Genomic DNA, 14201 nt, shown 5'->3' on the forward strand with positions numbered 1-14201 from the left:
GCAATCACCCGCGAATTGCGCACCACCGGCAGCCCGATCAGCTTGTTCTCGATCCCCGCCCAGTCCGCAAGACCGGTAATCGGGATAAACACCATCAGGTTGCCACCCGTGCTGTAATTGATCAGGTTGGCGCGTTTCCAGCCATCAGCCAGTTGCTCCTGCACCGACTTTGCGGCGCGTACCAGTGTTTCATTCAATGTCTCGCCGGCTTGCGTCTTTTCCTGCACACCGAAAATCTGCGGTGCGCCATTGGGTTCATAGCGGGTGACAGAGACATCAACCGTCTCGCCGCCTTCTGGCCCGCTGACCTCGGCACTGGCCACAACAGCCACATCCGCGCCATAACGCTTGGCAAGCTGGGACAGACGTTCCATCGATCCGCTTTCGGCCTGCTCGGCCGAGACAGTGCTGATATCGGTCAGATCGCCAATCGGCGCCTTGATCGGCACCAGTCCCGATGTCGCGATATTGCGCGCCCAGACATCGCGCCACGGATTGGGATCATCCCACAGATTGACGAAATTATTCGTGCGATAGACCGGCACGATCATCACCGGTTTGGACTGCAATTCGGCAAATGAAATATCGCGGAACCGCAAGAACCGGCGAAGCTCGTCATCCTTAAACCGCACGGTCATGTCCGCGATATAGCGCACGGATGATGTCTTTTCGTTCGACACCCCGAAATCGCGCACCATGTTCGTGATCACCGATGTTTCCGGTGTCGCAAGTCCGGCGCGATCTTCGGGCAGGGTCAAGCGGGCAACCACTTCTTCAAACGCCTTGCGCTGACCGATTTCAAGTGCACGCTCGCGCGCAGCAGCCGCGGTTTCGGCGCGCTCGTCAACATGCACACCGCTGACGGTGAAAATGTCCTGTGCCGCTGCCGGAAAGGCCATAATGGCTGCTACGGTGGCGGCACCCGCCCACATCTTGATGTTTTTCAATGAAGTAAGCACGTATGCCTCTTTGCCCTAATCGTGTCTTGTTGCATTATTCTATAACGCTCTTTGTGGCATGTTGAACGCATTCTGCAAAGAAAACTCTGTCATGCGCAGGTGATCATTGCATATTGCCCGCGTTTGAGTATTTTCGGCCCAGCGGAAATTATCAAGCCCGCGTTTTTTATCAGCAGGATCGCTTTGTCCTCTATATCTGATTAAAGGCGTCAGTAAGGCGGATTGGTCAAACAGCAGGTTCCCTGCGACCCGGACCGCAATACGACAGTTGCCCGTCGATTGGACGTCGATACGTGCTGATGAAAAACGCGGTTTTGCCGCCTTTTATTCATGCATGTTTGATGCCAGGGACCCCGAAATGACCACCTCTAACGGCCTTACCTATAAGGACTCCGGTGTCGATATCGATGCCGGGAATGACCTTGTCGAACGAATCAAACCGCTTGCAAAAGCAACAACCCGTTCCGGTGTTGCCGGTGGTCTTGGCGGCTTTGGCGCCCTTTTTGATCTGAAGGCTGCCGGATATAACGACCCGGTTCTGGTCTCCTGCACCGATGGTGTCGGCACCAAGCTCAAAGTCGCCTTTTTGGCTGACAAACATGACACGGTCGGCATCGATCTTGTCGCCATGAGTGTTAATGACCTCGTCGTGCAGGGCGCTGAACCGCTTCTGTTCCTCGATTACTTCGCAACCGGCAAGCTGTCGGTCGATAACGCCGCAAGTGTCGTTGGCGGCATTGCCGAGGGCTGCAAACAGGCGGGTTGTGCACTGATCGGTGGCGAAACCGCCGAAATGCCCGGCATGTATGCTGACGGCGAATATGATCTGGCCGGTTTTGCGGTCGGTGCGGCCGAACGCGGTGAACTGCTTGATGGCTCCAGCGTTGCCGAGGGCGACGTTATCCTTGGCCTCGCATCCAGTGGCGTTCATTCCAACGGCTATTCGCTGGTCCGTAAGGTTGTCGATATGGCGGGCCTTGGCTACGCCGACGAAGCCCCGTTCGCACCGGGCAAGACCGTTGGCGAAGCCCTGCTTGAGCCGACCAAGGTTTATGTCAAAAGCTGTCTGGCCGCGCACAAGGCCGGTCTGGTCAAGGCACTTGCCCATATCACCGGTGGTGGTTTGACCGAAAACGTCCCGCGCGTTCTGCCCGAAAACCTGACGGCTGTATTTGATGCCAGCACCTGGGAATATCTTCCGGTGTTTAAATGGCTCGCCAAACAGGGCGGCATTCCGGCGACCGAAATGGCACGTACCTTTAACTGCGGCATTGGCATGTGCGTGGTTGTTCCGGCGGACAAAGCCGATGAGGCCGAAGCCATCCTGCGCGAGCACGGCGAAACCGTCAGCCAGATCGGCGTCATCGGCCCGCGTGCTGGCGATGGCCCGCAGGTTGTGATCAAAAACATGGGCCCTTCATGGGAAAAGTAAACAAGTTGAAGCTCGCCGTTCTGATTTCAGGCGGCGGGTCCAACCTGCAAGCCATCATCGATGCCTGTAATGCGCCCGACTACCCGGCCGAAATCGTGCTGGTCTTTTCCAACCAGCTTGATGCGGGCGGGCTCGAACGTGGCCGCAAGGCTGGCATCCGGTCGGAGGCCATCTCGCACAAGGGCTATCCCGGCGGGCGCGAGGCCTATGACAATGCCGTAAGCACCCTGATCGAAGAAAGCGGTGCCGACCTTGTCGTTCTGGCCGGTTACCTGCGTCTGGTCAGTGAAAGCTTTGTCACCCGCTGGAAAGACAAACTGATCAACATCCACCCGTCGCTTCTGCCAAGCTTCAAGGGTCTTGGTGTGCATCAGGCCGCCCTTGATGCCGGTGTGAAGTTTGCTGGCTGCACCGTGCATTACGTCGTGCCCGAAGTCGATAGCGGCCCGATCATCGCCCAGGCCGTCGTTCCGGTCCTGCCGGGCGACGATGCAAATAAGCTGGCGCAGCGCATCCTTAAACAGGAACACCGCATCTACCCGCAGGTCATCCGCTGGATCGCCGAAGGCCGCGTTTCGGTCGATGCCAAGGGCATCGTAACGGTGGCCGACGCACCGCAAGCCGACTTTGCCGAAATCAACCCGGCGCTCGAGCCCGGATGAAAGAACCTTTGGCGCTGGCTGCGCAGGTTTCTAAACGCATAAAAAGGCGGGGCATAATCATGTGCCCCGCCTTTTTCGTGGCCTGCTGCCAGATCCGCAAACCGGGGTCATAATCTTTGCGCATTCTGATGCTGTTATGGGATCAATGAATGCCACCACCGCCACGGAAAACCGATATCATGATGCGCAAGCTCTTAGGACTGATTATCCCCCTCGCGCTGTTGGCCATGCTGACCAGTCCCGCAGTGGCCGATTCCGATCCAGAACTGGAGTCTTACAAGGCCGATATGCAAACCGGTGAGAAATCCTGGCGGGCGCAAAAATGCGCTGTCTATCAGGAAACCCGGGATGAAATGCTCGATGAAATTCCGCGCGGCGCACTCAGCCCCGAATTTGCCAAGGCCGAAGAAGACTATATCGAAAATGGCTGTGCCGGCCGCGCCTATGCCTGCCCGAAATCCAAGACGGAACTCGACTATGCCAACAAGATGTCCTTTGCGATGATGAGCCACGGGCTATCGGGCACCTTCCTGCCCTATGGCTGCAAATCAAGCATCCAGTAACTCCTTGGCATCAAACACAAAGCCGCACGGATGTGAAATGGGTCAAACGTCTAACATCTATGGTTAATCTGCTTCTTGCACTGCATCAACTTCGTGGATATACATTTGAACAATCCCAAAATATCCAATCCAAGGAGGCAAATTTGCAGGGTAACGATTACGAACTCACCGAAACCCATGTCAGCATCTATCACGGCTACACCAACTTCGTGAAATGGGGCACCATCTCGATCATTGCCCTTCTGGTGTTGATGGCAATTTTCCTTCTGTGATTTGCCTGTTGCGAAAAACTAAAAGCTGCCGTTTTCCGGCAGCTTTTTTTATGCTCAAAGCGTATCTGTCTCATAGCGCACAACGTTAAACCCTTCCTCCATACTCGGCGGGACGAAGGCTGCATTGATCTGATGGAACTGCGCATCACTGGCGGCGAACTGATGGCTTCCGGCCCGGTTGCGCACCCGAAGACGGTTGATGCACACATCATCGTCCATATCGAGATAATGCAAAACATGATCGGCCCCGGCATCCTCAACGATGCCCCGCATCCAGCGCCTGAGGCCGACTGTATTGGCCGGAAAATCAAGCACCACCGAAACACCCGCACGCAGCACCATCGCCACATGCGGCCCCATCACGCTGCGCAATTTGTCCGATAGCCGGACATAATCCGCAACCGAGCACATCTGATCACCAAAAAGCGTCGAGAGCCATTCATCCTCGGCAATCAGAACCGTGCCCGGCTTGCGCGCCAGTTCGGCGGCAAGGGTTGATTTGCCCGCGGCAATCTTGCCACACAGCAAATGAAGGGTTCCGACCTTGGCACCATCTTTCGGCATCAAGGATCGCTCGGTTGGTTGTAACGCTGATAGGGGCTTGGTCATTGTCATCTCCCGGATTGCACATCGCTGGTCTGGCCGGGAGACAGCCACAAAAAACCCGCCTCGCCGGCGGGTGGGTCTCATTTGGTCAAAACGTCGCTACCCCGCCACTCTATGAGAGGCGGTAAAAATTCGTACCGATTTCTGGGTCAAAACGTTTTCCATCCGCAAATACTGCCACACGCAACACCACCTTGTCCATCCGGATGAACAGATGAAAACAGTCAACAACATCAAAGCAATTCACCCCTGAGTTGATTTGCGCTACCATCACCTTGTTGTCTTGCGTGATAACAGCAAACCAAACAATGGTCCCAACAACAGGGAGGAAACAATGCAAGGAAGCGATTACGACGAAGGCCTGGTGCACCACCACGAGGAAGGCTGGCACCACTGGACAAAATTCATGCTCTGGAGCGTGATCTCGATCGGGGTTCTCCTGCTGCTGATGGCCGCATTCCTGATCGATTGACGCAATAGATTTCCAAATTTCCCAACAAAAAACGCCCCGCAGATTGCGGGGCGTTTTAGGCCGGAAGAACCGGTAATTCGGTATTCTTGGCTTAGCCGACGATTTCGGTCTGAGCGAAGAAATATGCAATTTCGATTGCAGCGTTTTCGAGCGAGTCCGAACCGTGGACCGAGTTCGCTTCGATGGATTCTGCAAACTGTTTGCGGATGGTGCCTTCCTCGGCATTTGCCGGGTTGGTTGCGCCCATTACTTCGCGGTACTTAACGACGGCATCTTCGCCTTCGAGAACCTGGACAACAACCGGGCCAGAGACCATGAAGTCTACCAGCTCGCCAAAGAACGAACGTTCTTTGTGAACTGCATAGAAACCTTCAGCCTGAGCGCGGGTCAAAGCGACGCGCTTCTGTGCGACAATGCGCAGGCCAGCTTCTTCGATGACGGCATTGATTTTGCCAGTCAGGTTGCGGCGCGTTGCGTCCGGCTTGATGATCGAAAGAGTGCGTTCGACAGCCATTGGTTTCACCTAAGCTTTGTAAAAATTCGTTACCCCCAAAGAGGGCCCCCAAGAAGCCCCCCGAGTACAAAGGGCCTGCGGAAGATAAAGGCGGTACCAAAGACCGCCCTTATCATCCACAGACCCGAAGGTTGGCGCTATATAAACGGGGTTGGATCGCAACGCAACACATAGTTCTACCGCTGCAAACCAGACCTGCAGCCGTTGCATTCACCCGTTTCGCCTGCAAAACGCCCCCAAAAGGCATGAAACTGCGATTTAGCGCCGGTTTTGCCCGGATCTGTCATCGAAATCACACCAGCCATGACAATTTGAAGAATCCTTGCGTCAAACACGCTCCTGCCCTATTGAAAGCACAGAAATCCTTGCGATTCCCCCTAAACTGCGCCCAAAGCGCCCGCAAACCAGTTCAAGAGACCAACCGAAAATGCTGCAAATTACCGACCTCACCTATCGCATTGGCGGACGTGTCATTCTTGACCGGGTATCGCTGACCATCCCTGATGGCCACAAGGTCGGCCTGATCGGGCGCAATGGTGCGGGGAAATCGACCCTTCTTAAACTGATCTCGGGCGACCTGCCCGGCGATGGCGGCGATATTGTCCTCTCCAAGCGCGCCCGCATGGGTGTTGTATCGCAAGAAGCCCCGTCAGGTTCGCGATCCCTGCTTGAAACCGTTTTGGCGGCTGATACCGAACGCGCCGATTTGCTGGCAGAGGCCGAAACCACCACCGACCCGCACCGCATTGCCGAGGTCCATACACGTCTGGCCGATATCGAAGCCCATACCGCCGAGGCCAGGGCTGCCGCCATTTTGTCCGGCCTTGGTTTTGACGGCGATGCGCAACAACGCCCCTGTGATGATTTCTCGGGCGGCTGGCGCATGCGTGTGGCCTTGGCGGCCACCCTTTTCCTGCGCCCGGATCTGCTGCTGCTCGATGAGCCGACCAACCACCTTGATCTCGAAGCCACCATCTGGCTTGAAAACTATCTGATCAACTATCCCGGCACGATTATCCTGATCAGTCACGATCGCGATCTTCTCAACCGGGTGGTCAAATCGATTGCCCATCTGCATGACGGCACCGTGACACTTTATGGCGGCAATTACGATAAATTCGCCAAGACACGCCGCGAACAGATGGAACTGGCCTCCAAGCATTACGAAAAACAGATCGCCCAGCAAAAGCATCTGCAATCCTTCATCGACCGCTTCCGTGCCAAGGCCAGCAAGGCCAAACAGGCACAAAGCCGCGTCAAAATGCTTGAAAAAATGGGCCCGGCCATCCCGGTGGTCGAGGATCGCGGCATTTCCTTTGACTTCCCAAGCCCCAAGGAACTGCCACCGCCGCTGATCAACATCCATGATGGCGATGTCGGCTACGAAGAAGGCAAACCGATCCTGCGCAATATCAGCCTGCGCATTGATATGGATGACCGCATTGCCCTTCTGGGAGCCAATGGTAACGGTAAATCGACCCTGGCAAAGCTTCTGGCTGATCGCCTACAGCTGATGTCAGGTGAAAAACATGCGTCAAACAAATTGCGCATCGGCTATTTCGCGCAGCACCAGACCGACGAGCTGCGCGGCGATGAAACACCCTATCAGCATATGGCATCCCTGATGCCTGATGTGATCGAACACAAGGTCCGCGCCCAGCTTGGCCGCTTTGCCTTCGAAGGGGCCAAAGGCGACACCAAGGTCAAGGACCTGTCTGGTGGGGAAAAGGCGCGTCTGCTGTTTGCGCTGATGACGCTTGATGCCCCGCATATGCTCATCCTCGACGAGCCGACCAACCACCTTGATATCGACAGCCGCGATGCGCTGAACCACGCGCTCAACGCCTATGAAGGGGCTGTGATCATCATCAGCCACGATCCCTATCTGATCGAAGCTTGTGCGGATCGTTTGGTTCTGGTGGCTGATGGTACGGTCACATCCTTTGACGGCGACGTTGCCGAATACCGCCAGTATCTTCTCGATCGTGCGCGCATGGAACGCCGTGCCAACAAAAACGGCGGCGAAGACGGCAACGGCAATGGCAAACCCGCCAAACGCGACCGCAAGGCCGAACGCCAGCAGGCGGCTGAAAAACGCAAAGTGGCAGCCCCAATCAAACGCGAAGTCGAAAAGCTCGAAAAGCAGATGGAAAAGCTTTCCGAACGCAAAGCCGGCATCGAAGAAAAAATGGCCGACCCGACCCTTTACGAAGACGCCAACGCCCAAAAACTGGCCGACATCCAAAAGGAACTCGGCCAGATCGAAAACGACCTTGCCATGGTCGAACAGAAATGGCTCGACAAGCAGGAAGAATATGACGCGATGGTGGCGTGATCCGCCATCCCCCGCCTATTCCCCGCACCTTGAAAGCCCGTCATTCCCGCGCAAGCGGGAATCCATCTAAGCCATACGCGCCCGCCTGATGCCAAGCACCAACGCGTCGGCATCGGCCATAAGCGCTTGTGAACATCACCTTTTTCATTTAAAAAATAACGGATTACATCAACCGATGATTTAGTCCGATTTCAAAGGGCGGGCGATTTCTTGTCATCATTTCTGGTTCTGCCTTTGACATGAAAGAACCCCGAATTGACAACCCCGACACCGGTTCCGGTATCAAATTTCGATACAAGGGATATTGATCCGCGCCACCGCTTTGATGCCTGGCAGGAAAATATCGGGGTATTCTTCGATCTTTCGATGCCCGATGACGCAATACAACCTGCAAATGTCCGCGCCGGGATTGATGTTTGCGACCTCGGAGACGCCGTTTTTGGTGTAACCCGGTCACAAACCCAGCGTTTCACACGCGACAGCAACCGGGTTATCCATGACAATATGGACCACATTCTGGTCCAGCTCTTTTGCAAGGGCGGCGGCGTTACCAGCGACAACCAGCACATTGTCGCGGGCGATATGCTGATCATTGACCTTGATCAGCCCCACGACATGATCAACACCGACTTTGAAAACCTCACACTTGTTCTGCCACGGGAACTGCGCCCGGAAATATCCGATATGCTTGCCCCGCTGCATGGTTTGAAATTATCTGGCGATAACCCGATGATCCGCTTTATGGCGACCGGTTTCCTGAACTTGTGGGACAGCATCCCGGATATGACCACCCATCAGGCGGGCAGTGCGATGCACGGAACCCTCAACCTGATGCAAGGATGCCTTGGGCGCGAAAGCATGATGCCCGATGCCGTCGACACGCCAACATCAATTGCCCTTGCAAAAGTCATATCACGCTATGTCGACGCCAATCTTTCCGAAAACCTGACTCCGGCAAGCCTTGCGCAAACTTTCCGCATGTCCCGATCTCAGATATACCGCATTTTCGCACCCCATGGCGGGGTGGCCAACTATCTGTGGGATCGCCGGCTGCAGCGCAGCCTGCAATTACTGTCCCAGCATCGTTACAGCCACAAAAACATCAGCACCATCGCCTTTGATTGCGGCTTTAACAGTGAATCCCATTTCAGCCGCGCTTTTCGCGCCAAGTTTAAAATTACGCCAAGTCAGGTCCGCGCCGATGCGCTGGCTGCCCGCAACCGGTATCAAGCCACCGAAGCTTCATCCGCCGCCTACGCTGCCGGTTTGCCAAACTGGGTCCGACAGCTCTGACGGCCAGGGCACAAGGCCACGCCGCCCATGCCGCCATTCCTGAGCCCAGAGCAATTTCCGTTTAGATCGAAACGGAAATTGCTCTAGAATCGGTATTCCAGACCCACAAAACCCGATGCCGTGCGCTCATCGCTGGTGGCAAGGCCCAGTTCGATATCGGCAACAAATGTCATCTGTCGATCAAGGTCATAGCGCAAATTCCCGCCAACAAAGCCACCATGCGATGATGTCTCCCCGCTTCCCTGATACCGGACAAGCGGGCCATCAATCAGGCCAACATCAACGCTGTCACGCCCGAAATAGCTGTATTTCATCCCGCCGCGCAGTTCCATCTCGCCCGCGCCATCCTCAAGATCCTGACGAACAGCCAGTTGCAAACGGCCATTGATCACATCCACAGCATGGGCATCGATGCTCAGGTTCGACGATGTCGTGCCGGTTTCGCGATATGCATCATAATAGCCATAGGTGTAATTCACCTCTGCGGACGGGCGCAGCTCTATGCCCCTGCCAAGATCAATCGACCGGATCACCGCCAGTGACGGACTGATATAGACGCTGTTGTAATCTGATTGCGCGGTTTCCTCGCCCTGAAGGTTATCGACCACAAGACGTTCATCCTGATGGCGCTGATACCCGACAACCATGGCCCCATCAATCGCCCAGTCGCCAACCACATATTCACCATACCCGCCAACAAAAAACCCGCTACTGTCACTTTCAAGTGATGCCTCGTCGGTTTTCATCCCGGCAACAGACACACCGCCAAACACACCGATGCTGTGGTCATCAATCGGCTTTTCATATCCGCCAACCGCACCGCCAACCCGGCTGCGATACCCCAAATTCGCCCCGTCATCCCCGTGCGACAAATAACTGCCAAAAACCTGTCCCCAGACAAACGGCTTTTTCGGCGCATATAACATACCCGGTTCAAGGTCACTGGCCGCGACCACAACCGGTTGTGGTTTGTTTGATCGTGCCAGTTGCCGGCTGACCGCCTGATGAATGCCGACCGTCGTCGTTCCCAGTGCCGCCCGGTTGGCCGCAATCCCGGTGGGGTCGACAATCACCACCGTCGATCCGCTTTGCAGGACAATCCCGTCACCGCCCGCCGCTGTATTCACCGTACCGGCATTGGCGATGGTCAGGGTCGATGACCGCGCCCCGGCAGATGTATCGATATTGACCGCATTGGTGCCGCCGCCAAGATCAATCGTCCCGACAATCGTCGCGCCCGGCTTGATGTTTAACGTCTGGTTGCTCCCCCCCAAAATCGCCTGGGTCGCACCACCGGTCGCAATCACCGTCCCGCTGACATTGATCGTCCCGTTGGCCCCAGAGGATCTGATCCCGATCCTTCCCGTGCCCGATACGGTAACGGATCCGCTACCGGTAACCGTAATGGTGCTGCTGCTGCCTGATACTGCAATTCCATCACCATCCTGGGTGGTTATCGAGCCGCTATTGACCAGTGTGGCGTTATTGCCAGTTAAATGCCTCATGCCAGCCGCAGCAGTTCCGCTGGTCGTGATCACCCCGCTATTGACAAGTGTCGCATTACTGCCTGTGCTGTTGATACCATGTGCCGTATTTCCGCTGGTCGTGATCGTGCCGTTATTGACAGATGTCGCATTTGCCCCACTACTGGACAGGCCGCTTGTATTTCCTCCGCTTGTCGTGATCGTCCCGCTATTTAACAGCGTCGAATTGCTCCCGCCGCTCAGGATCCCAATTCCACCGTTTCCGCTGGTCGTGATCGTACCGCTATTGACAAATGTTACATCTCCCGCGCTACTGGTCAGGCCGCTTGCATTGTTTCCGCTTGTCGTGATCGTCCCGCTATTTAACAGCGTCGAATTGCTCCCGCCGCTCAGGATCCCGACTCCAGTGGTTCCGCTTGTCGTGATCGTGCCGCGATTGATTAGGGTGGAGTTGGCACCTTGGCCGTAAATCCCCCTGTCGATAAGTCCGTCTGTTGATATTGTTCCATTATTGACAAGCCGGGCATTGGTCGCGGTGGCATCACCAAGCATGCCGCTTCCCCCGCCCCCTGCGGTCGAAATCGTGCCGTTGTTGGTCGCTTTCACCGCGTCACCACTGGCAGTGATAGCACTGCCAGTCGTCACATTAAGAACTCCGCCCTGCTCCACCAATCCGGTTTCCCCGGCGGTCAGGGTTTTGGCAACCGTATCGGTGACACCGCTGGCTACGGTGAATTCTGCGGCCTGCGCCCGTGTCCCAATGACCGCCGCAAATAGCACGATGATCACAACCACCCCAAAGGCGGGTCCGAAACCCAGCCACCCAAACCCCTTCGACATTGATATCCCCTACCGACACTTAATTGGTTGGGGGAACAATACACGCCGCCCTGTCTTCCGTTTTGACTGACCATCCCAAATCATTGGCACCAGCGTCCCGGCCCGCCAAAAGCAGATTTGGTGATCGTAATCTGACACCGCCGTCGGCAACCGGTCATCAAGTCGCCAAAATTCCGCCGCAACCTTGGATTGCCGGGGTAAAGGCATTCCACGCAGGAGATGGTCATGGTTGACAACATCTATGGAACCGACGGCAACGACACGATTATCGGAACAGAACAGGACGACAGGATATATGGACGCGAGGGCGACGATTATGTTGAGGCCCTTGGCGGCAACGATCACCTATTTGAGCTGGGGTTTGGTGATGACACGCTTGATGGCGGTGCCGGACATGACGACATCAATGGCAGTGCCGGAAACGATACGCTGTTTGGCGGGTCGGGCAATGACGAACTCAATGGCGGATCGGGTGCTGATGTGATTGATGGCGGCCCCGGTCGCGATGAAATCACCTTCGGCTTCACGCAAGCCCCCTCGGGTCAGGGCGTTTACGTCAATCTCACGACCGGCATCGGGCTTGGCGGAGATGCCGAAGGCGACCGCTATAGCAATATCGAGGATATCCGCGATACGACCTACGGCGATGTGCTGATCGGCGATGACGGCAAAAACGCCTTCTACCAAAACTACAATCGCACCGATGACAGTGACGTGATGCAGGGGCAAGGCGGCGATGACATCTTCTATGCCGCGGCCAGCACCGACTTTTCCGAGGACCGCACCAATATCTTTGATGGTGGTGACGGGATTGACACCATCAGCTATATCGCCGGTTGGGGCAATGATGCGCCATATGGCGAATATGGCCCGCAACCGGTCATTAATCTTGAAACCGGCACGGGCCGCACCGGCGATCATTTCATCAGCATCGAAAACGTCGATGGCAGCAATCAGGGCGACCTGATCATCGGCGATGAAGGCGACAACCGTCTTGTCGGCAATCGCGGGATTGATACGATCTATGGCCGCGATGGCGATGACGTCATTGTCGGCGAAAACATCCATGGCGAAGCCGGAAATGATACGCTCACCGGCGAATGGTATGACGTCTCGCTTTATGGCGGCGAAGGGCATGATACGCTGCGCGCCGGGCCCCTTGGTGATCCGGTTTTCAGTGACAACCTTTTGTCGGGCGGGGCCGGCAATGACTGGCTCGAAGGCAATAGCGGCAACGATACCTTTGTTTTCGATGCCGAGGCCTCAAGTCGTGACCGGGTTGTCGGGTTTGAAACCGGTGACAGCGATGAAACCGGCAATCATCCAGATACCCTGCTTCTGACAAGCGACCTTCAGGAACGCTCCGGCATCACGGATTTCGACAGCTTCCTTGATCACACCACCCAGACCGGCGATGATCTTTATGTCGATTTCAGCAATGGCGATCCGTGGACATTTGGCGTGATCATCGAAGACACCGACAAGGATGATCTGGCCGCTGATCATGTCCTGTTTGCCGATGTCTAAATCGGGCGAACTCAAATCCTCATACAATTGGATTTTGGGTGCGGTCTGACCGGGACATAAAAAAAGCCCCGCAGGACGTGTTTCCTGCGGGACTTTTCAATTATTTTGAATAATCGCGATGATTATTCAGGAAGCTTGAATACCGGCAGGACCGATCCTTCATACTTGGTTTCGATGAATTTGCGCACCGCATCATCGTGGTAAGCTTCAACCAGCGTCTTGACCCACGGCTCGTCCTTGCGCGCGGTTTGGGTAACAATAACATTGGCATACGGGCTGTCATTGCCTTCGATCGCAATCGAATCCTTGATCGGGTTCAGACCGGCTTCCAGCGCATAGTTGGTGTTAATCGCCGACGCATCCAGATCATCCAGCGAACGCGGAAGCTGTGCGGCGTCAAGCTCTACAAAGCTGATATTCTTCGGGTTTTCGATGATATCAAGCGGACTGACCACAAGGCCCGCCGCCGGATCAACCTTGATCAGGCCATGGGACTGTAGGACCAGCAACGCACGACCGCCATTGGTCGGATCGTTCGGAATGCCGACCTCGGCACCGTCTGCCAGTTCATCCAGGCTTTTGATCTTGTTGGAATAAATGCCCATCGGGGTCAGGATGTTGTAGCCCACCACCGAAAGCTCATACCCGCGATCCTTGATCTGGTTATCAAGATACGGCACATGCTGGAAGCTGTTGGCATCGAGATCGCCATCATCAAGCGCCTGGTTCGGAATGACATAATCCGAGAAGCTGACCAGTTCGATGTCCAAGCCCTTGGTGGCCGCGACCTTGACGACTTCTTCCATGACTTCTTCGTGCGCACCCGGGGTAACGCCGATTTTGATCGCGTCATTGGCCAGTGCCTGACCGGTGAGTGCGGATGCCAGAACGACAGCCGCCGTCAGTTTAAGGAAAAACCGCATTGTAAAACTCCTTGATTTCATTTGGGTTTGTGCGGGAATTTGGCGAATGTGAGTAATCCTCACATTCTGATTTTGTTCGATGAGATGCTCAGATGTTGCGTTTGTCGGCCTTGCGCGCCAGATAATCGCCAAAGCTTTGCACGACCTGCACGACGACAATCAGCGTGATGACAACCGCCGCCATGACATCCGGGCGGAAACGCTGATAGCCATAACGAATGCCAAGATCGCCAAGCCCACCGGCACCAACGGCGCCGACCATCGCGGAATAGCCAATCAGGGTCACCGCGGTCAGGGTCAGACCGTGAATGATGCCCGG

13 protein-coding genes and 1 pseudogene are annotated in these 14201 nt (G+C 55.6%); 8 read left to right on the forward strand and 6 right to left on the reverse strand.

The genetic code is table 11. The annotated features are described in order from the left end of the window. Positions 1–959: DUF2066 domain-containing protein (locus tag B2T33_RS10840; RefSeq protein ID WP_286791998.1), on the reverse strand; the 959-nt coding region annotated here is incomplete at its 3' end. 358 nt (positions 960–1317) lie between these two features. Between B2T33_RS10840 and purM the strand changes: the two genes are divergently transcribed. From purM to B2T33_RS10860, 4 genes are all read left to right on the forward strand, one after another. Then, positions 1318–2391, forward strand: coding sequence for a phosphoribosylformylglycinamidine cyclo-ligase (purM, locus tag B2T33_RS10845; RefSeq protein WP_286791999.1), 1074 nt, complete (start codon positions 1318–1320; stop codon positions 2389–2391). Beyond that, entirely contained in the window at positions 2379–3053 is a 675-nt protein-coding gene (gene purN / locus B2T33_RS10850) for a phosphoribosylglycinamide formyltransferase (protein WP_286792000.1), read from the forward strand. The genes purM and purN overlap by 13 nt, the downstream gene beginning before the upstream one ends. Before the next feature lie 179 nt (positions 3054–3232). Next, positions 3233–3616 carry a hypothetical protein gene (locus B2T33_RS10855; protein WP_286792001.1) on the forward strand — a complete coding sequence of 128 codons (384 nt, stop codon included), beginning with the start codon at positions 3233–3235 and terminating at the stop codon, positions 3614–3616. 143 nt (positions 3617–3759) lie between these two features. Further along, a complete protein-coding gene (locus tag B2T33_RS10860; RefSeq protein WP_197145299.1) occupies positions 3760–3888 on the forward strand; it encodes an aa3-type cytochrome c oxidase subunit IV in 129 nt (42 codons plus the stop codon). Positions 3889–3942: 54 nt separating this feature from the next. On the opposite strand, the gene B2T33_RS10865 is transcribed toward B2T33_RS10860, so the two are convergent. Further along, positions 3943–4497, reverse strand: coding sequence for an AAA family ATPase (locus B2T33_RS10865; RefSeq protein ID WP_238538715.1), 555 nt, complete (start codon positions 4495–4497; stop codon positions 3943–3945). A gap of 331 nt (positions 4498–4828) precedes the next feature. On the opposite strand from B2T33_RS10865, the gene B2T33_RS10870 reads away from it, so the two are divergent. Beyond that, the gene (locus B2T33_RS10870) at positions 4829–4966 is read left to right on the forward strand and encodes an aa3-type cytochrome c oxidase subunit IV (protein WP_114129841.1); all 138 of its coding nucleotides are present in this window, start codon (positions 4829–4831) and stop codon (positions 4964–4966) included. A gap of 91 nt (positions 4967–5057) precedes the next feature. Here B2T33_RS10870 and ndk read toward each other — a convergent pair whose 3' ends face one another. Continuing rightward, positions 5058–5480 (reverse strand): nucleoside-diphosphate kinase, encoded by a 423-nt coding sequence (ndk, locus tag B2T33_RS10875; protein WP_008891250.1) that lies wholly within the window; start codon positions 5478–5480, stop codon positions 5058–5060. 427 nt (positions 5481–5907) lie between these two features. On the opposite strand from ndk, the gene B2T33_RS10880 reads away from it, so the two are divergent. Both B2T33_RS10880 and B2T33_RS10885 read left to right on the forward strand, forming a co-directional pair. Beyond that, positions 5908–7815 (forward strand): ABC-F family ATP-binding cassette domain-containing protein, encoded by a 1908-nt coding sequence (locus B2T33_RS10880; protein WP_286792002.1) that lies wholly within the window; start codon positions 5908–5910, stop codon positions 7813–7815. A 255-nt stretch (positions 7816–8070) separates the two neighbouring features. Next, on the forward strand, positions 8071–9108 hold the full coding sequence (locus B2T33_RS10885) for a helix-turn-helix domain-containing protein (protein ID WP_286792003.1): 1038 nt from the start codon (positions 8071–8073) through the stop codon (positions 9106–9108). Positions 9109–9191: 83 nt separating this feature from the next. On the opposite strand, the gene B2T33_RS10890 is transcribed toward B2T33_RS10885, so the two are convergent. Next, positions 9192–11432 (reverse strand): autotransporter domain-containing protein, encoded by a 2241-nt coding sequence (locus B2T33_RS10890; RefSeq protein WP_197145302.1) that lies wholly within the window; start codon positions 11430–11432, stop codon positions 9192–9194. A gap of 225 nt (positions 11433–11657) precedes the next feature. Between B2T33_RS10890 and B2T33_RS10895 the strand changes: the two genes are divergently transcribed. Next, positions 11658–12959 carry a calcium-binding protein gene (locus tag B2T33_RS10895; RefSeq protein WP_286792004.1) on the forward strand — a complete coding sequence of 434 codons (1302 nt, stop codon included), beginning with the start codon at positions 11658–11660 and terminating at the stop codon, positions 12957–12959. Between the two features lie 122 nt (positions 12960–13081). On the opposite strand, the gene B2T33_RS10900 is transcribed toward B2T33_RS10895, so the two are convergent. Continuing rightward, on the reverse strand, positions 13082–13882 hold the full coding sequence (locus tag B2T33_RS10900; protein ID WP_286792005.1) for a MetQ/NlpA family ABC transporter substrate-binding protein: 801 nt from the start codon (positions 13880–13882) through the stop codon (positions 13082–13084). 88 nt (positions 13883–13970) lie between these two features. Further along, positions 13971–14201: pseudogene (locus B2T33_RS10905) on the reverse strand (DL-methionine transporter permease subunit); the annotation flags it as partial.

The organism is Thalassospira sp. UBA4513 (assembly GCF_002388495.1).
Classification (GTDB): Bacteria; Pseudomonadota; Alphaproteobacteria; order Rhodospirillales; family Thalassospiraceae; genus Thalassospira; species Thalassospira tepidiphila.